Here is a 17,684-nt window from a genome sequence, read left to right as displayed (position 1 = left end):
CCTCTTGCCCCTAAAATTGAGGGCATGCGCATAGTTGTTTTAGTTTCCGGAACTGGTTCAAATCTTCAAGCCGTGATCGACGCCGTCGCCGACGGCAGTCTGCCCCTGGAGATCGTTGCGGTGGGTGCTGACCGGCCCGACACTTTTGGTGTTCAGCGCTCGGCCGACGCCGGCCTGGAAACTTTTGTCGTGAACTTCAAGGACTACTCCACCCGCACCGAATGGGACGCGGCGCTGCTGGAAAAGGTAGCTTCTTACAAGCCGGACTACGTGGTCTCCAGCGGATTCATGCGCATTGTGGCCCCCAGCTTCATCAACGCTTTCGAGGGCCGCTACGTCAACACGCACCCGGCCCTACTCCCGGCCTTCCCGGGCGCTCACGGCGTCCGCGACGCCATGGCCTACGGCGTGAAAGTCACCGGCTGCACCGTGCACTTCGCCGACGCCGGTGTGGACACCGGACCCATCATCGCCCAAACACCCGTGGCCATCCTCCCCGACGACACAGAGGACTCACTCCACGAACGCATCAAAGTGGCCGAACGCGAACTGCTCATCAAGGTTCTGGGCGATCTAGCCCGCGCCTGATCTCTTCTCTCGCTGTGCGGCATGACTTCGCTCTGCGCCATGCTTTGCTCTGCGCCATGCCCTTAAGGAACGGCGGCGGGTACTTGCTGTGGGTTTTTTCTGTCCAGGAACCAGGCGGAGACTTTTCCCAAGAGCCAGCCCAGGGCTAGCGACACAGCAATCGCAATGACAACGGCCACTTGGATGGAGATCCCGGGCCAGAACTGGGTCAGAATGCCGATACCCACCGAATACACTGACCAAATCACTGCCGACACCAGCGAAAACACGGTGAAGGCCTGCAGTGGGTAGCCAGCTATGGTGGCGGCAATGTTGGAAGACAAGCGCCCCAGCGGAATGAACCGCGAGGTCAGCATGAAAATGAACGGGCGCTGACGCAGTCTGCGGGTGGCCGCATCAACGGCGCGCTGACGCCGGGGACCACGGTTCGCGCCCCAACGTGTGTGGCCCAATAACTTGGTTCCCCAATAAGTGAGCAGGTCTCCGGCCATGGCACCAGCCATCATGGCGAGCACCAGCGGGACCGCAGCGGGTCCGCCGTCGAGTCCGGCAATGGCGCCCAAGGCCACGAAGACTGTGGTGCTGGGAATGGGCGGGATGATGGCCGAGGCCATGACAAAACCCCCGCCCATCAGGTAAATCCAGAAGCTCGAGAGGAAGCCGGTGGTATCGGCGGCGAGGTCCATGGCTACCTTTCTCTCGCAGCGATGATGCGTGAATTGCTAAGAGTCATAGTCTACGACCCCTCTGGTGGACGGGATGCGGGCAGCCGCACTGGGTGCCAGCATCCCAATCCTTCAGGAGCTACTTTTTGGCACGGCCAAACGCCAACGAGGCAACAGCTGTTGCGGCGGTGACGGTGTAGACCGCTGGCCAAGAGCCCATCTTCTTGGCGAGTGGGTGCGAACCGCCAAAAGCTGCCACGTAGCCGAGGGTCAGGGCAACGGCGGTCCCGGTCCCGGAGTTCTTCTTCCAGCCCATAAACGCTGCGGCACCCGCGGCAGCCAGCACGGCGCCGCCCAACTGACGGTTCTTGGTGACACGTGCTGTCTGATATCCGCCGAGGAGTCCGGCGGTGGCGAAGGCAGTGGGAAGCAGGGCACTCATTGATAGTCCTTACACAGGGGATTTATGGTCGGCAATAGACTACCTGCTCAAGGTGGATGAATGCTGGGCGTTGCTGCGATCCACACTGGCACTTAGTCCAGTGCTGCGCCCTTGGTTTCGGGGGCCGAGAACGCCATCCAGATCACGGCCAGCAGCACTAGGCCGCCGGTCAGCGCAAATGTCAGCGGCAGGCCCAGTACCGGCCACAGGATGGAGCCGAAGATCAGCGGCACCAAGCCGGCGCCCACCCGCGAGATGGTGGAGGCCCAGCCAAAGCCGGTGGCCCGCAGATGCGTGGGGTACAGCTCTGACACATAGGTGTAGAGGACCGGGATGGCCACCTGGATGACGAAGCCAAACACCAGCAGCCAGATTTGTGAGGCTAGGGGAGCATCCAGCACCAGCGCGAAGATCACCAAGGAGAGGGCTGCCAGCGGACCCGTGATGGCCAGAATCCATTTCCGGCCAACTCTCTCCACCAGCAGGGCAGCGGCAATCACGCCGAGCAGCCCGATCCCGGTCATGGCCGCCGTGGCCATAAAAGCCTTATTTTCGGCGTAGCCAGTGGACACCAGAATGGACGGCATCCAGGTCAGTGCGCCGTAGTAGACCAACAAGATGGTTAGGAACAGCGACCAGGCAACGCCGGTGATGCGCCAGTTGAAGCGCCACAGTCCCGCCAACTGCTCGGTGACCTTGCCCAGCGAGAGCTTCGGAGCAGTGGCGGGATCCGGCAGCACCCATTCCCCAACATCCGCGCCGGTCCGTTGGATCAAAGAGTCAATCACGGCCTTGGCCTCGGCCGGACGCCCCGCCCGCACCAGGTATAGCGGCGATTCCGGAACACCCACGCGGACCCAAAACACCAGCAGCGCTGGCAAAACCATGACCAGCATCAGGAAACGCCAGTCACCAAACCAAGCCATCAGCAGCGCCGAGACCACACCGCACAGCGACGCCCCGATGGGCCACCAAGCATCCATGGCAGTCAGCACGCGGCCGCGGTGCTTGCGCGGGGTGAACTCGCCCACCAGCGCATAATCCACCGGAATGCAGCCGCCCAGCCCAAAACCGGCCATGAAGCGGAACACGCAAAACAGCACAATCTCGTTTGAGAAAGCACCGAGCACAGTGAACAGCGAGAAGATCAGCAGCGTCAGCGTGAACGCCTTTTTACGCCCAATAATGTCCGCAATAGACCCCCACGCAAAGGCGCCAACGGCCATGCCGATCAGGTTCGCGGTGCCTATCCACGCCGCCTGCCCGGGTGAGAGCCCCCATTCCTTGGACAGCAGCGGAATCAGGAAACCATTGAGCGTCACATCCCAGGCGTCGAACATGAAACCGAGCCCGCCAATGAGGAAAATGCTGCCCTGCACACGCCACTTCCAGGGCAGCTCTTGGACAACACGGTCACCGGTCAGGGCGATTTGTGGGGCACTCATGGCGCCTTCCTTCTCATTGGCCGCAGCATCTCAATAGGCACAGCTTCACTAGGCAAAAGAATAGACGACGTCGGACACAGACTTGCGCAGGCTCGTAACGTCATCCCCGTCCCGGCTGGGGTTCACCCGGTTAGTCAGTAAGGCAATCACTACGCCCTTGTTCTTGTCCACCAAGAGTGAGGTACCCGTGAAGCCGCCGTGCCCGCGGGCATGCGTGCCTTCATCACCCATCCACGGCTGCTGATTGATGCGCAGCCCAAGCCCCTGGCCAAAGCCCGGTTCGTCGGCGGTGAAGTGCGCCCCCAACATCTCAGGTAACTGCCGTCGCCACATGTCTGCGGCCAAGGTGGGGGAGAGGATGCCCGGCAAGCCCTCGAGTAAGGAGGTGCCGAAAATACGCAGCCCATCGGCTGTGGCGAACATTCCGGCATTTCCACTCAGACCGCCCAACGACCACGCCGCCTCGTCGTGGACAATCCCACGCACCATCCCGCGGCCCAGCCCCGGTTGATATTCGGTGGGAGCACAGTGCTCAAGGCGCGGAGCTCCCGTGATGTCGTGGGTGGCCAGCCGTTCCAACACCCGGTACTGCACCAGTTCCGCCCATGGTGTGCCCGTGACGTGCTCGGCCAGCGCCATGACCGTGTTGAAGCCCGCGCAAGAATACTCAAAGCGAGTCCCCGGCGCGGCGGCCAAATCCAGAGTCAGCAGATCGGCGATCAATTCAGTCCGGTGGAAGCCGCGGCCTTCGGACAAGCGGGTACGCCAGCCTTTCCACTCCGATGGCAGCCCAGAGGTGTGCGTGAGTAAATGCCGCAGCGTCACCGTGGATTTCCTCCCTCGGGAGTAAGGACGCAAGTGCCGCCCAATCGGTGCATCCAGTTCCAATACCCCGCGGTCCACTAACGCCAACGTCGTGACCGTGGTGAACAGTTTGGTGATCGAGGCCAAGTCAAAGAAGGTATCCGGCCCGGCCTTGCCAGCTGTCAGGACGGGCAGTTCACTACCGCCAAGCACGACGGCGCAGCTCACGGCAGGTGCAATGCGCTCAGCTACGGCCTCATTCAGCAGGCGCTGAAGAGCGCCGCGTAACTCCGTCCGTGACGAGAGAGCAGGAGCCTGCAGGGGGGAAAGGTGAGGAGCGCTCATGAGGTGATCTCCGTCGTCGTACTATTCGGTGCCGGCGTCAATGGCCGCCGGGAGGAAGCCTGCGTTCTCGGCCAGCAGGGTGGCGGCCTGCTCGGCGGGAAGGCCGGTCATAATGGCCAGGATAGCTGCCTTGACATGTCCGCCGGCCGCGGTGAGAGCTGCGGTGGCGGTGGCGGCGTCGCAGCCGGTGACGCGCATGAGGGTACGTTCGCTGCGTGCGTGGAGTTTGGCGTTGGTGGCGCGGAGATCGACCATGACGTTTTTGTAGGTCTTGCCGAGGCGGACCATGGTGATGGTGCTGATCATGTTCAGGACCAGCTTTTGGCAGGTGCCGGATTTCAGGCGGGTGGAGCCGGAGAGGAATTCGGGGCCCACCTCGATCTCCAGCGCAGTGTCAGCCGCGGCGCCCAGGAGCGAGTTCGTGTTGCAGGAGAAGCCCACGGTGTAGGCGCCCTGCGCGCGGGCGGCCTTGATGGCGGCGATGACGTAGGGAGTGCGGCCGGAGGCGGCCATGCCCACCACGGAATCGTTCGCTCTCAGGGTGAGAGCGGCCATGTCTGCGGCGCCTGCTTCCTCGGAGTCCTCGGCGTTTTCCACTGCTTGGTTGACGGCAGCCCGGCCTCCGGCGATGACCCCGACCACCAAGGACGGGTCAGTGCCGAACGTGGGAGGGCATTCGCTGGCGTCCAAGATGCCCATACGGCCGGGAGTTCCTGCACCCACGTAGATGAGGCGTCCACCGCGGGACATGCGGGCGGCGATCTCCTCGATGATGGTGGCGATGGTTTCTTGCTGTTTTTCGATAGCGGCGGGGACCAGGGCGTCCTCGCTGTTCATTCCGGCGACAAGTTCCTGTGTGGATAGGGCTGCGAGGTCGGGGTACTTCGGGTTGGCGGCCTCGGTGACGAGGGTGCCGATCTCAGCGCGGACGGAGTCGATGGTGGTCGCAGTGGGTTCGGTGGTTTCAGTGGTTTCAGTGTTTTCAGGGGAGCTCATGGTTACTTTCTGGAAGAACGTGGGGCTGCGGGGCGTGTTGGACGCTGAGCGGCGGGTACTGGCCGGGCGTGGGCTTGCCGGGAGGACCTAAGCAGATTCCAGCACACGGACCACAGCTTGGGCGGTGACGCGGCTGAAACCGTGAGCGTGGATGGCGGCAAATCCCGTGGGGGACTCCGGGGCTAGACCAGCATTGATGCACACTGCCTGTGGCGCCGTGGCGAAAGCCAATTCCAAGATTTCCAGCTGATCGGTCGAAGCCAAGGAATCGACCAACACCAAAACAGTGCTGCTGCCAGCGGGGTCGGCCTGGGCCTGCATGAGGGCCACCTCCACCTCGGCTCCGGAGAGTTCGGCTGCTTCCAAGGTGGTGACGCCGTAGCCGTTCAGAGCGGTAGCCAGGAAGTTCTCGGTGGGGCCAGCTGCCATATTGTGCCCGGTGCGAGCATCCACCAAGGTGACAGAGCCAGCTCCGGCGAGAGAGGGCTTTGCGCTTGGTGAGTCGAAGCGGCAGGCGCGGGCAGCTACCGAAACCCAATCGACGTCGTCGTCCGCTTCCTTGACGTCCAAGGCAGTGGTGAGCTCCCCAGCGGACCACTGAGCCAAGGCCTGCACACGGGCGGCGGCGCGGCGCAACACCTCGACGGGCAGGCGGCCGGAAGTGGCGGCGGCGAAGAGTGCCTCGTACACCTCGGTGTAGCAGGACTCGTCATCGCGGCCCGTGGTGTAGGCGTTCAGGGGGTTGCCCACGCAGAGCAAATCGTTGCCGGCCAGCAGCGCCAGCACGCCGCCCTCACCCGGGCCAACAGTGGCGCGCACGGCAGCCATGTCCAGCGCATCGGTGATGAGCACGCCGTCGTACCCCATGTCTCGCAGTAGCGCGCTCGCAGCCGGGTTGAGGGTTGCGGGGGCTTCGCCGAGCTCGGGGATGATGATGTGCGCGCTCATCATGGCGGCCACCCCGGCGTCCACCGCGGCCTGGAACGGCGGGAGATGCAACGCGCTCATTTGGGCCATGGAAAGCTCCACGCGGGCGGTGTCCATATGCGAATCGGCCACCGTGTCGCCGTGCCCGGGGAAGTGCTTGGCACAGGCGGCCACACCCAGGGTTTGGATGCCTGTGACTGCTGCGGCGGTGTGCACGCTCACCAGCGCGGTGTCGGCGCCAAACGCACGCACGCCGATCACCGGGTTCAGCGGATTGGTGTTGACGTCGGCCACCGGGGCGATGGTCAAGTTGATGCCCGCCTCGCGGCACAGCCGGCCAATGGCGCGGCCGGCGGCCTCGGTGGTGGCCAGCTCGTTCAGCGCTCCCAGAGCTGCGGCGCCGGGGATGGTGGAGCCGTCGCGGGCCTGCAAACGGGTGACGTTCCCGCCCTCTTCATCGACCCCAATCACGGCGCTGGGGTTGGCGGCGCGGATGGCTGCGGACAGTGCCGTCACCTGCTCCGGCGCGTCAGGGTCAATGTTGTGGCTGAAATACACGACGCCGGCCAGCCCGTTCCCGAGGGCCGTTTCCAGCCACTGTGGCACAGTCGTGCCAACAAAGCCGGGGAGGATGACCTGGTTGATCAGACGGGGGAGATCTGCCGGGAGTTCACTTTCAAAGGCGGGGGAGCAGCCATTTACTGGCAGTGGTGCGTGGTGAAGATCACTGGAAGTCATAAGGGAGATCCTACCGGCGCGGATGTGGCCTAAACTTTATGTGTCGCCACCATCAAGCCACCCTTGGAGATTTTCTGTGACCAGTGTTCCTCTTAACCGTGTTCCCCTACGCCGAGCTTTGATCTCGGTCTACGACAAGACCGGTTTGGAGGAGTTGGCCGCTGGCCTGCACGCCGCCGGTGTTGCCATTGTTTCCACCGGTTCCACCGCTGCGCGAATCGCCGCCGCTGGCGTTCCCGTGACCGAAGTTTCCCAGGTAACTGGTTTTCAGGAGTGCCTCGACGGCCGCGTGAAGACCCTGCACCCGCTGATCCACGCAGGCATCCTGGCCGACCGCCGCCTGCCGGACCACGTGCACCAGCTCGAAGAAATGCACATCGAGCCCTTCGACCTCGTCGTGGTCAACCTGTACCCGTTCGTTGACACTGTTAACTCCGGTGCCGGCCAGGACGCTGTTGTTGAGCAGATCGACATTGGCGGACCCTCCATGGTCCGGGCCGCAGCCAAGAACCACCCCTCCGTTGCCGTCGTTGTTGACCCGGCCAAGTACGGCTCCGTCATTACCGCAGCTAATGAAGGCGGCTTCACTCTCGGCGCCCGCCAGCGTCTGGCGGCGGCAGCCTTCGCTCACACGGCCGCCTACGACAACGCCGTGGCAGCCTGGACATCCGCTCAGTTCCTCGATGAAGACGGCGACGGCGTCATCGACTGGCCCGCCTACGCCGGCTACTCGCTGGAACGCTCCGAGGTGCTCCGTTACGGAGAAAACCCCCACCAGCAGGCAGCGCTGTATGTGGACAAGGGTGCGCCGTCGGGCATTGCTCAGGCAGACCAGCTCCACGGCAAGGCCATGAGCTACAACAACTTCGTTGACGCCGATGCCGCACTCCGCGCAGCCTTCGACTTCGATGAGCCGGCCGTTGCCGTCATCAAGCACGCCAACCCGTGCGGCGTGGCCGTGGCCTCCCCGGATGCCGCAGACCCCATCGCCGACGCACACGCCAAGGCTCACGCTTGCGATCCGCTCTCCGCATTCGGCGGCGTCATCGCAGCTAACCGCACCGTCACGGCCGCCATGGCCCGCACGGTTGCCGGCATCTTCACTGAGGTTGTCATCGCACCGGACTTCGAGCCCGAAGCCGTGGAGATCCTCTCGGCGAAGAAGAACATTCGCCTGCTCGCCCTGCCTGAGGGCTACGGCCGTTACCCGGCCGAGGTTCGTCAGGTTTCCGGCGGCATGCTGGTCCAGATGTCCGACAAGGTTGACGCCGACGGCGACGACACCGCCAACTGGACCCTCGCAGCCGGCGCCCCCGCCGACGAGTCGACCCTCGCGGACCTGAAGTTCGCCTGGACCGCGGTGCGTGCAGCCAAGTCCAACGCCATTCTGCTCGCCAATAACGGCGCCGCAGTGGGCATCGGCATGGGCCAGGTCAACCGCGTGGACTCCTGCAAGTTGGCCGTTGAGCGCGCCAACACGCTCGGGGTCACGGTGGAATCCGATGTTGACGCAGCCGGCGGCGCCTCAGGTACAACCGGTGCCTCGGTCCAGCGCTCCATCGGCGCCGTGGCCTCCTCGGACGCGTTCTTCCCGTTCGCCGACGGCCTGCAGATCCTGCTCGACGCCGGTGTCCGCGCCGTGGTCCAGCCGGGCGGTTCCGTGCGCGATGAGGAAGTCATCGCCGCGGCCAACGCAGCAGGCATCACCATGTACTTCACCGGTGCGCGCCACTTCTTCCATTAACATGGAGTGGCTGTGGCAACCCGGCGTGCTCGCCACGCTGATCATCGGTGTGGCCACGCTGGCGTTCTTGGCCCTGCTGGTTGGCATCGTGGTAGCGATGCGTCGCCGCTAGTTTTCCTCTGAAGTACGACGGCGGGAGGTCACCTTTTGTGAAAAGGTGACCTCCCGCCGTCGTCCTTAAAAACGAACGTCGGGGGCGTCGGGAAACACCCCGAAAGGTGGGGGAGCGGGGCGGGCTAGGCTACGGGCGGGGCCTGGCGGGAGCCGAGCTCGGCATCCAAACGCAACAGGCCGTTGCCGTCCTCGCTGATCAGCTTTACGCGGCCAATGATTTCACCCACGGATGCTTCTTCTTCCAACTGCTCCTGAACGAACCAGTTCAACAGCGGGATCGAGTCAATATCGCCCTCCGCCATGGCCAGACGGTACAGGTTACGAATAGATTCGGAGACCTTCTGCTCGTGCGCCAAGGAGGCCTCGAATGCTTCGAGTACCGAGTTAATGGTGACGTTCGGGGCCGTGATGGTGCCGATCTTGGGAGTGGCGTTCCGGTCCGTCATATGGCTGGTGAATTTCTGAGCATGTACCAGTTCCTCGGCCGACTGGGCCAAGAACCAGCCGGAGATCCCGGGCAAGTCCAGGACTTCCATTTCGATAGCCAGCTGGCGGTAAACCACCGAAGCCTGGATTTCGAGAGTGATTTGGTCGTTGATGGCGTCTGCGAGTTTTCCTTTAAGTTCCATAACTTCTAAGCTACGGCGAAATCCTCTACTTCGCACAGTAAGCAAGGCTAAGTTCACTTCTAGCGAGTGTCGCTCTGTGCGTCACCAAACTCTCCGATAGCGGCCAAAACCGCTCTCTCGGGTAAGTTAGGAGGGAAAGAAGATCACCAGATTCTTAAGTAATCCATTGAATTTTCGCAGGAAGAGGCTTCACCCATGGCCAAAATTATTTACACCCTGACAGACGAAGCGCCCATGTTGGCCACGTACTCACTTCTGCCGATTGTTGAGGCCTTCGCCTCCACCGCTGGCGTAGACGTAGAGACCCGTGACATCTCCTTGTCCGGTCGTATCATTTCCGTTTTCGGCGAATACCTCAACGATGAGCAGCGCGTTGGCGACGCACTGGCCGAATTGGGCGCCCTGGCCAAGAGCCCGGATGCCAACATCATCAAGTTGCCGAACATCAGCGCCTCCATCCCGCAGCTGAAGGCAGCCATTGCCGAACTGCAGGGCCAGGGCTTCGCGCTTCCGGACTACCCGGACGATCCCTCCACCGATGAGGAAAAAGACGTTCGCGCCCGCTACGACAAGATCAAGGGCAGCGCCGTGAACCCGGTCCTGCGCGAAGGTAACTCGGATCGCCGCGCACCGTTGTCTGTCAAGAACTACGCCAAGGCCAACCCGCACAGCATGGGTGCCTGGTCCGCTGACTCCAAGACCAACGTCGCAACCATGGATTCCGGCGATTTCCGCCACAACGAGAAGTCCGTTGTCATCGAAGCCGATGACAAGATCAAGATTCAGTTCGTTGCCGCCGATGGCACCACCACCGTGTTGAAGGATTCCTTCCCGGTTTTGGCCAACGAAATTGTTGACGGCACCGTCATGCGCGCCGCAGCGCTGGATGAATTCCTGACAGCTCAGGTGGCCCGCGCCAAGGAAGAGGGCATCTTGCTCTCGGCGCACCTGAAGGCCACCATGATGAAGGTTTCTGACCCCATCATCTTCGGCCACGTAGTCAAGGCCTACTTCCCGGAACTGTTTGCCAACTACGGCGAAGCGTTGGAAGCTGCCGGCCTGAGCCCGGCCAATGGCTTGGCTTCCATCCTCAACGGATTGGGCGAACTGCCCGAGGACGTGCGTGCCGGTGTTGAAGCCGCCATCAAGAGCGGTTACGAGAACGGCCCGGCTCTGGCCATGGTCGATTCCGATAAGGGCATCACCAACCTCCATGTCCCTTCTGACGTGATCGTTGACGCCTCCATGCCCGCCATGATCCGCACCTCCGGTCACATGTGGGGTGCTGACGGCCAGGAACATGACACCCTCGCTGTTCTGCCCGACAGCAGCTACGCCGGTGTCTACCAGGCCACGATCGATGATTGCCGTGCACACGGCGCCTTCGACCCCACCACCATGGGCACCGTTCCCAACGTTGGTCTCATGGCTCAGGCCGCCGAGGAATACGGCAGCCACGACAAGACCTTCGAGCTCAGCGAAACCGGCGCCGTGCAGATCGTCAACGCTGCTGGCACCGTGTTGATCCAGCACGACGTCGAAGCTGGAGACATCTGGCGCGCCTGCCAGGTCAAGGACATCCCGGTTCAGGACTGGGTCAAGCTGGCCGTCACCCGCGCCCGTGCCTCAGCCACCCCGGCCGTATTCTGGCTCGATGAGACTCGCGCCCACGATGCCAACCTCATCGTCAAGGTCAACGAATACCTCAAGGACCACGACACCGACGGACTGGACATCCAGATATTGTCACCGGAGAAGGCAACTACCTTCACCCTTGAGCGCATCCGCCGCGGCGAAGACACCATCTCCGTCACCGGTAACGTACTCCGTGACTACCTGACGGACCTGTTCCCGATTCTGGAACTGGGTACCAGCGCAAAGATGCTCTCCGTAGTTCCGCTGATTGCAGGCGGTGGCCTCTTCGAGACCGGTGCCGGTGGATCCGCTCCCAAGCACGTCCAGCAGCTTCTGAAGGAAAACCACTTGCGTTGGGATTCACTCGGTGAATTCCTGGCACTGGCCGTCAGCTTCGAGCACCTCGCCGTGACCGAAGGTAACGCCCGCGCGCAGATTCTGGCTGATACCTTGGACCGCGCAACCGGAACCTTCTTGCTCGAGAACAAGTCCCCGAAGCGCAAGGTTGGCGAGATCGACAACCGCGGCAGCCACTTCCACCTGGCCAAGTTCTGGGCCCAGGAACTGGCAGCCCAGACCGTGGACGCCGAACTTGCCGCAGCTTTCGCAGCAGTAGCAGCCGAGCTGACCGCCAACGAGGATGCGATCATCGCTGAACTCGCCGAGGTTCAGGGTTCGCCCGTCGATCTGGGTGGCTACTACCACCCCGACGCAGCCAAGGTCGCAGCCATCATGCGCCCGTCGGCTCTGCTGAACAAGACCATTGCGGCACTGACTGCCTAGTCTTGCTGGACTGCTTAGTCCTAGCAGCGTCTGTCTAGCGTCTGTCTAAGCCGCTGGGCTGTACAGTACGCAGCGAACAACCCGTTTCCTTAGTGGAGGCGGGTTTTTTGCTGCCCGGAATCGCTGGCGGAATCGCTGGTGGAAACCAGAGCGCGGATGACGCGGTGATTTCGGTGGTTTTCTCGCACCAACTGTGATTTGGAATCCAAGGATCGAGCGCCGGGAGGTTGTGCAACAACGGGAGCAGGAAACGCCGTCAATGGGCCCGCACGAGGTGAGTGCGGATAAGTGGTGAGGCTAAGAATCTTGCGCGGGACACGCCGTCGTACGTCTTGGAGCGCAAGATAAATACGCGGTAGGGCATCTGTTACCAGATCTTTACGCAAATAGTGTGCTGAGTATCACATACCCGGGGGTAGGGTCGAGAGCATGTGAAGCCAGTGTTACCCGGGACGACGGCGTTCCGAGGGCAGTGGCGATTACTTTGAAAGGCTAATTAATGATGCGCAAGAGAGTTATGACCACACTGGCGGCCGCCGCCACTTTTGGGATGCTACTCGGTGGCTGTGCAAACACGGCGGCCCCGGAGGGTGGAAGCAGTTCGGAAGCGGGCGGCAGCGGTAGCGCTATCAACATTCCCGCACTGACCTCCATTGACACACCCAAGGACGCGGTCCTGCCCGCCGGCGATGGGAAAGCCAAGTGTGCGGACACCACCACGCTGGCGTACGTCGGCGCTCAGACGGGTGCTAACGCGCAGCTCGGTATCAATATTTTCAACGGTGTGCAGTTGGCCATCAACGAGCACAACGCAGCGAACCCGGACTGCCAGGTGCAGTTCAAGAAGTTTGATACCGAAGGTGACCCGAACAAGGCCACCGGCCCGGTCACCCAGGCCACCAAAGAAGAAGGCATCATCGGTGTGGTCGGTTTGCCGTTCTCCGGTGAGTCCAAGGCCACCGGCAACATCTTCGAGCAGGTCAAGCTGGTCCACGTGACCCCGGCCGCCACCAACCCGGGTCTGACCGAAAACGGCTGGACCACGTTCTTCCGCGGACTAGGCAACGACGCAGTTCAGGGCCCGGCAGCTGCCAAGTTCATGACCGAGCAGCTGAAGGCCAAGAAGGTCTACATTGTTCAGGATGACTCCGAATACGGCATCGGCCTAGGCAAGACCACTGAGGAGGGTCTCGGCGACGCACTGGCCGGCATCGACAAGGTCACACAGGGACAGAAGGACTTCTCGGCCACGATCTCCAAGATCATGAACTCCAAGGCTGACGCCGTCTTCTACTCCGGCTACTACGCAGAAGGTGCACCGTTTGATCAGCAGCTGGTCAACAAGGGCTACACCGGAACCTTCATTGGCCCGGATGGTCTCAAGGATGATCAGTTCATCAAGCAGGCAGGCGATGCTTCCAAGAACGCCTACTTCACCTGCCCCTGCATCCCGGGCGAGTTGATCCCGACCTTCGCCAAGGACTACAAGGCACTGGCCGGCATCGATCCCGGAACGTACTCCATTGAAGGTTACGACGCCGCAACCGTGCTGCTCTCTGGCATTGACGCCGGCAACCAGGACCGCGCTTCACTCCTGGAATGGGTCAAGACCTACGACAAGGATGGGCTGAGCAAGCACTACAAGTGGAATGACAAGGGCGAGCTGCAGGCCCCGACCGTCTACGGCTACAAGGTGGAGAACGGCAAGATTGTTCCCATTGGTGCCATCGGGGAGTAATTCCCACCTGACGGCCAATGCTGTGGGGTGGATTATCCGCCCCACAGCATTGCCGTGCAAGCACCTTTAGCCACCCCTCTACTTTGCGGGGCCGCTGGCATAATCTGCCGGACGCCCCGGAAGGAAACGGACACTTCCCATGATCCCATCCATACTTGTGGCGGCACCGACCAGCGACTGGATTACGCTGGACTTTGTAGCGCTGGCACAAAACTTTTGGTCGGCAACCTTTGACGGCCTGACCTTCGGCTCCATCTACGCACTTGTGGCCCTCGGCTACACCCTTGTTTACGGTGTTTTGAACCTCATCAACTTTGCCCACTCCGAAGTGTTCATCATTGGCTGCTTCGGCGTCTGGTTCACCCTGTCTTTCCTCGGCTTTGGCCCCTCCGCCCCGAACCTCGACGTCGGCGCGATCGTTTTGAACTTACTGCTGGCACTGATCGTGGGTATCATAGCCGCGGCGTTGGCAGCCTTTTTGCTGGAACGGCTGGCCTATAAACCGCTGCGCAAACGCAACGCCCCGCGCCTGGTCTTCTTGATCACCGCTATCGGCGCCTCCTTCACCATCCAGTACCTGATCTTCTTGTGGCGTGGCCCCGTTCCAGAACAGGCCCTGACCATGTTCCAAACCAAACCAGTATTTGAACTGTTCGGCACCTACATCTACAACGACCAGCTGCTGATCGTCACGGCCGCCGTCATCATGATGGTGATCACCGAACGCTTCATCAGCAAGTCCCGCACCGGCCGCGGCATTCGCGCCGTGGCGCAGGATCCTGACACCGCCACCTTGATGGGTGTGAACAAGGAAAAGATCATCATCACCACCTTCGTGATCGGCGGCATCCTCGCCGGTGCGGCGGCCCTGTTCTACACCATGAAAATCCCCTCCGGAGTGGTTTACAACGGCGGCTTCATCCTCGGCATCAAGGCCTTTGCAGCCGCCGTCCTGGGCGGCATCGGTAACGTCCGCGGCGCCCTCCTCGGTGGCCTGCTGCTGGGCCTGATTGGTAACTATGGACAGATTCTGCTGGGCAACTCCCAGTGGACCGACGTAGTGGCCTTCATGGTGCTGGTGCTGGTACTGCTGTTCCGCCCCGAAGGAATCCTCGGCACCTCGCTGGGAAGGAGCAAGGCATGAGCATGTCAGACGGACCCAAACCCCTGCAGACCGCCAAATCCGATCAGACCACAGCCAGAACCGACGCGACCGGAACACCGCTCGGAGCCAGTGCAGCCGTTGCGCGTCCTCACAGTGTGTTTGCCGGCTGGAGTGACCGCTGGCGGGAAATGACTCGCCAAAAACAGTGGCTGTTCCTTCTCCCTATAGTGGTGCTCGCGTTCTTCCTGCCGGTCCTGAACATCCCGTTCCTCACCACCGAACCGGGCAACGACTGGCCACTGGCCTGCCAGCTCATGGCGATTTACGCACTCGTCGCCGTCGGCCTGAACATCGTGATTGGTTACGCTGGCCTGCTCGACCTGGGCTACATCGCCTTCTTCGCGGTGGGCTCCTACACGGCGGCCATGCTGACCAGCCCGGACTCCGCATTCATCAAGATCCCGTACCTGTGGACCCTGCCTGTCGCCATCGCCGTCTCAATGTTTGTGGGCGTGCTTCTGGGCCTGCCCACGCTGCGCCTGCGCGGTGACTACCTGGCCATCGTGACCCTGGGCTTCGGCGAAATTGTCCGCATTCTCGCCACCATCATCCCAGCCATGAAGGGCCAGCCCGGCTTCCAGAACGTGGGTCACCCGCCGGGCGTGGGCGCCGACGGAATCCCCATCTTCGCCAACTCCAACGGCACCCCGTGGTACTGGCTGACACTGAGCATCCTGATCGTCATGCTCTTCCTGGTGGGCAATATGGAGCGCAGCCGCGTTGGCCGCGCCTGGATTGCCATTCGCGAGGACGAGGACGCCGCCGAGACCATGGGCGTCCCCACCTTCAAATACAAGGTGTGGGCCTTCGCACTCGGCGCCGGCGTCGGCGGGCTCGCAGGTGCCATCATGGGTGGTCAGGTTGGCTTTGTGAACAACCAGAAGTTCGACGTCGTCACCTCCATTTTGTTTGTTGCGGCAGTTGTTCTGGGCGGCTCAGGCAACAAGGTCGGTGCCATCGTCGGTGGTGCCCTCGTGGCCTACATCCCGCTGCGCTTCACAGCCATCGCGGAGTACAAGTTCCTCATCTTCGGTGTCGCCCTGATCATCATCATGATCTACCGCGCCCAGGGCCTAGTTCCGGCACGCCAGCGTTTGCTGGCCTATGGCACCAAGGCTTATGCCGATGTGAAACGGAAATACGGCAAGGCGAGCCATCGAGCGGACACCACACCCCAATCAACTGCTGAGGGGGCATCATCATGAACGACGCACTAGATCCACAAGCATCCATGGACACCGAGGCCTTGGCTGCCGGGGGAGTAGACCTCGAGGTCGCCGAGACGGTTGCCCCGGAACGGTCCTTTGACGTTGAGGTAGGCGAGGACCTCGTCGAGGTGAAGAACCTGACCATGAAGTTCGGTGGCCTCGTGGCTATGGACAATGTCAGCTTCACCATCAAGCGCGGAGAAATTCTAGGTCTCATTGGCCCCAACGGTGCCGGTAAGACCACGTGCTTCAACGCCATGACAGGTGTCTACAAGCCCACGAGCGGACAGATACTCCTCGAGGGCCGGATGCTCAACGGCATGAAGCAGCACAAGATCACCCGTGCTGGTTTGGCCCGAACCTTCCAGAACATTCGCCTCTTTGCCGAGATGACGGCCCTGGAAAACGTGGTCGTGGGCCTGGACGCCCGCCACAAGACCAGTGTAATCGGGGCGCTGCTGCGTCTGCCACGGCACATCAGGGAAGAAAAGAGCGCCATCGAGCGAGGCATGGCGTTGCTGGAGTTCGTGGGTATTGCCGATCAGGCCGCAACCCTGTCGCGGCATTTGTCCTACGGCAGCCAGCGGCGACTCGAGATTGCCCGAGCCTTGGCCACGGACCCCAAGGTCTTGTGCCTGGATGAGCCCGCGGCCGGCTTCAACCCGGCCGAAAAAGAAGAGCTCATGTCCCTCATCCGGACCATTCGAGATGACGGCTACACCGTGCTGCTGATTGAGCACGATATGAAACTCGTCATGGGTGTCACGGACAGAATCGTGGTGTTGGAGTTTGGCAAGAAGATTGCCGACGGTAAGCCACACGATATCCGGGAAGATCCACGCGTGATTTCCGCCTACCTAGGGGAGCCTGAAGATGACTTTGCTTGAGATGAAGAACGTGTCGGTCCACTATGGGCGGATCGAAGCCATTCACGACATGTCCTTCACTGTGGAGGAGGGTGAGATTGTTTCCCTCATCGGCGCCAACGGTGCCGGGAAAACCACCACGATGAAGACCATCTCGGGGCTGTTGAATCCCTCCGGGGGCTCCATCAATTTCATGGATGAAGACATCACGAAGATGAAGGCTCACATCCGAGTGGTGCAGGGTATCTCGCAGGCACCGGAAGGGCGCGGGATTTTCCCGGCCATGACGGTGCTGGAGAATCTAGATATGGGTACCTTTGGCCGCAAGGATCGCAGCGGAGTCAGCCACGACCTGGAGCGGGTCTTCACGCTGTTCCCTCGTTTGAAGGAACGCGAGAAGCAATTCGGTGGCACCATGAGCGGTGGTGAGCAGCAGATGCTCGCGATCGGCCGGGCCCTGATGTCTCGGCCCAAGCTGCTGCTCCTGGACGAGCCCTCCATGGGGTTGGCACCGCAGTTCATCCGCCAGATCTTCAAGATCATCACGGAGATCAACGGCCAGGGCACCACGGTGCTCCTGGTGGAGCAGAACGCCAACCAGGCTCTGGCCCGGGCGCACCGGGCCTTTGTTTTGGAGACGGGCGCCATCACCCACAGCGGAACGGGTAAGGAACTGTTGGCTAATCCGGCCATCAAGGAAGCTTACCTAGGCGTGGGCTAGCCCAGACAGCAAAATGACACTGGTCGGGCTTGTCAGGTTTCTGACAAGCCCGACCAGTGTCATTTAATCCACCACAGCTCCCGTTGCTCGTCTCTCCAAGCGGGGGCCGCAGCAACATTTATCCACACGTC

The 17,684-nt window shown here is 61.8% G+C and carries 16 protein-coding genes; 9 read left to right on the top strand and 7 right to left on the bottom strand.

Annotated features, from left to right (window positions below; all coding sequences use genetic code 11):
- Positions 1–24 precede the first annotated feature (24 nt).
- The gene (gene purN / locus AB0P14_RS02310) at positions 25–588 is read left to right on the top strand and encodes a phosphoribosylglycinamide formyltransferase (RefSeq protein WP_363837169.1); all 564 of its coding nucleotides are present in this window, start codon (positions 25–27) and stop codon (positions 586–588) included.
- Between the two features lie 62 nt (positions 589–650).
- Here the strand turns inward: purN and AB0P14_RS02305 are convergent, their stop codons facing one another.
- The 6 genes from AB0P14_RS02305 to AB0P14_RS02280 all read right to left on the bottom strand — a co-directional run bounded on the left by AB0P14_RS02305 (position 651) and on the right by AB0P14_RS02280 (position 6,950).
- Positions 651–1,274, bottom strand: a complete 624-nt coding sequence (locus tag AB0P14_RS02305) for a VTT domain-containing protein (protein WP_363837166.1) — start codon at positions 1,272–1,274, stop codon at positions 651–653.
- Positions 1,275–1,392: 118 nt separating this feature from the next.
- Entirely contained in the window at positions 1,393–1,695 is a 303-nt protein-coding gene (locus AB0P14_RS02300) for a hypothetical protein (protein WP_363837164.1), read from the bottom strand.
- Positions 1,696–1,787: 92 nt separating this feature from the next.
- Positions 1,788–3,140, bottom strand: coding sequence for an MFS transporter (locus tag AB0P14_RS02295; protein ID WP_363837161.1), 1,353 nt, complete (start codon positions 3,138–3,140; stop codon positions 1,788–1,790).
- Positions 3,141–3,188: 48 nt separating this feature from the next.
- Entirely contained in the window at positions 3,189–4,289 is a 1,101-nt protein-coding gene (locus AB0P14_RS02290; protein ID WP_363837158.1) for a serine hydrolase domain-containing protein, read from the bottom strand.
- Between the two features lie 21 nt (positions 4,290–4,310).
- Complete coding sequence (murQ, locus tag AB0P14_RS02285) at positions 4,311–5,285, bottom strand: N-acetylmuramic acid 6-phosphate etherase (protein WP_363837155.1); 975 nt, start codon at positions 5,283–5,285, stop codon at positions 4,311–4,313.
- Positions 5,286–5,372: 87 nt separating this feature from the next.
- The gene (locus AB0P14_RS02280) at positions 5,373–6,950 is read right to left on the bottom strand and encodes a glycoside hydrolase family 3 N-terminal domain-containing protein (protein ID WP_363837152.1); all 1,578 of its coding nucleotides are present in this window, start codon (positions 6,948–6,950) and stop codon (positions 5,373–5,375) included.
- 76 nt (positions 6,951–7,026) lie between these two features.
- Here AB0P14_RS02280 and purH point away from each other — a divergent pair, with 76 nt between their 5' ends.
- The gene (gene purH, locus AB0P14_RS02275) at positions 7,027–8,694 is read left to right on the top strand and encodes a bifunctional phosphoribosylaminoimidazolecarboxamide formyltransferase/IMP cyclohydrolase (RefSeq protein WP_363837149.1); all 1,668 of its coding nucleotides are present in this window, start codon (positions 7,027–7,029) and stop codon (positions 8,692–8,694) included.
- A complete protein-coding gene (locus AB0P14_RS02270; RefSeq protein WP_363837146.1) occupies positions 8,672–8,806 on the top strand; it encodes a hypothetical protein in 135 nt (44 codons plus the stop codon). The genes purH and AB0P14_RS02270 overlap by 23 nt, the downstream gene beginning before the upstream one ends.
- 124 nt (positions 8,807–8,930) lie before the next feature.
- Here AB0P14_RS02270 and AB0P14_RS02265 read toward each other — a convergent pair whose 3' ends face one another.
- Complete coding sequence (locus AB0P14_RS02265; RefSeq protein ID WP_363837143.1) at positions 8,931–9,437, bottom strand: ferritin; 507 nt, start codon at positions 9,435–9,437, stop codon at positions 8,931–8,933.
- Between the two features lie 195 nt (positions 9,438–9,632).
- Between AB0P14_RS02265 and AB0P14_RS02260 the strand changes: the two genes are divergently transcribed.
- The 6 genes from AB0P14_RS02260 (at position 9,633) to AB0P14_RS02235 (ending at position 17,553) form a co-directional block, all read left to right on the top strand.
- Positions 9,633–11,855 carry an NADP-dependent isocitrate dehydrogenase gene (locus tag AB0P14_RS02260; RefSeq protein ID WP_363837140.1) on the top strand — a complete coding sequence of 741 codons (2,223 nt, stop codon included), beginning with the start codon at positions 9,633–9,635 and terminating at the stop codon, positions 11,853–11,855.
- A gap of 502 nt (positions 11,856–12,357) precedes the next feature.
- On the top strand, positions 12,358–13,593 hold the full coding sequence (locus AB0P14_RS02255; RefSeq protein WP_363837137.1) for a branched-chain amino acid ABC transporter substrate-binding protein: 1,236 nt from the start codon (positions 12,358–12,360) through the stop codon (positions 13,591–13,593).
- Between the two features lie 139 nt (positions 13,594–13,732).
- Complete coding sequence (locus tag AB0P14_RS02250) at positions 13,733–14,737, top strand: branched-chain amino acid ABC transporter permease (protein WP_363837134.1); 1,005 nt, start codon at positions 13,733–13,735, stop codon at positions 14,735–14,737.
- Positions 14,734–15,963: a branched-chain amino acid ABC transporter permease gene (locus tag AB0P14_RS02245; RefSeq protein ID WP_363837131.1), complete on the top strand. Its 1,230-nt coding sequence runs from the start codon at positions 14,734–14,736 to the stop codon at positions 15,961–15,963. The genes AB0P14_RS02250 and AB0P14_RS02245 overlap by 4 nt, the downstream gene beginning before the upstream one ends.
- The gene (locus AB0P14_RS02240) at positions 15,960–16,853 is read left to right on the top strand and encodes an ABC transporter ATP-binding protein (protein WP_110484889.1); all 894 of its coding nucleotides are present in this window, start codon (positions 15,960–15,962) and stop codon (positions 16,851–16,853) included. The genes AB0P14_RS02245 and AB0P14_RS02240 overlap by 4 nt, the downstream gene beginning before the upstream one ends.
- Complete coding sequence (locus AB0P14_RS02235) at positions 16,846–17,553, top strand: ABC transporter ATP-binding protein (protein ID WP_363838146.1); 708 nt, start codon at positions 16,846–16,848, stop codon at positions 17,551–17,553. Before AB0P14_RS02240 ends, AB0P14_RS02235 begins: the two co-directional genes overlap by 8 nt.
- The last annotated feature ends 131 nt before the right edge of the window (positions 17,554–17,684 follow it).

The sequence above is a fragment of the Specibacter sp. NPDC078709 genome, from assembly GCF_040686795.1.
Taxonomy (GTDB): Bacteria; Actinomycetota; Actinomycetes; order Actinomycetales; family Micrococcaceae; genus Specibacter.
The sequence above is the reverse complement of the archived record's forward strand: the minus strand, read 5'-3'. Positions and strand labels throughout refer to the sequence as shown.

Excerpts from the sequence above, each read along its gene's own strand:
- purN (WP_363837169.1), top strand. The coding sequence starts at position 25 with ATGCGCATAGTTGTTTTAGTTTCCGGAACTGGTTCAAATCTTCAAGCC.
- AB0P14_RS02305 (WP_363837166.1), bottom strand. The coding sequence starts at position 1,274 with ATGGACCTCGCCGCCGATACCACCGGCTTCCTCTCGAGCTTCTGGATT.
- AB0P14_RS02300 (WP_363837164.1), bottom strand. The coding sequence starts at position 1,695 with ATGAGTGCCCTGCTTCCCACTGCCTTCGCCACCGCCGGACTCCTCGGC.
- AB0P14_RS02295 (WP_363837161.1), bottom strand. The coding sequence starts at position 3,140 with ATGAGTGCCCCACAAATCGCCCTGACCGGTGACCGTGTTGTCCAAGAG.
- AB0P14_RS02290 (WP_363837158.1), bottom strand. The coding sequence starts at position 4,289 with ATGAGCGCTCCTCACCTTTCCCCCCTGCAGGCTCCTGCTCTCTCGTCA.
- murQ (WP_363837155.1), bottom strand. The coding sequence starts at position 5,285 with ATGAGCTCCCCTGAAAACACTGAAACCACTGAAACCACCGAACCCACT.
- AB0P14_RS02280 (WP_363837152.1), bottom strand. The coding sequence starts at position 6,950 with ATGACTTCCAGTGATCTTCACCACGCACCACTGCCAGTAAATGGCTGC.
- AB0P14_RS02265 (WP_363837143.1), bottom strand. The coding sequence starts at position 9,437 with ATGGAACTTAAAGGAAAACTCGCAGACGCCATCAACGACCAAATCACT.
- AB0P14_RS02260 (WP_363837140.1), top strand. The coding sequence starts at position 9,633 with ATGGCCAAAATTATTTACACCCTGACAGACGAAGCGCCCATGTTGGCC.
- AB0P14_RS02255 (WP_363837137.1), top strand. The coding sequence starts at position 12,358 with ATGCGCAAGAGAGTTATGACCACACTGGCGGCCGCCGCCACTTTTGGG.
- AB0P14_RS02250 (WP_363837134.1), top strand. The coding sequence starts at position 13,733 with ATGATCCCATCCATACTTGTGGCGGCACCGACCAGCGACTGGATTACG.
- AB0P14_RS02245 (WP_363837131.1), top strand. The coding sequence starts at position 14,734 with ATGAGCATGTCAGACGGACCCAAACCCCTGCAGACCGCCAAATCCGAT.
- AB0P14_RS02240 (WP_110484889.1), top strand. The coding sequence starts at position 15,960 with ATGAACGACGCACTAGATCCACAAGCATCCATGGACACCGAGGCCTTG.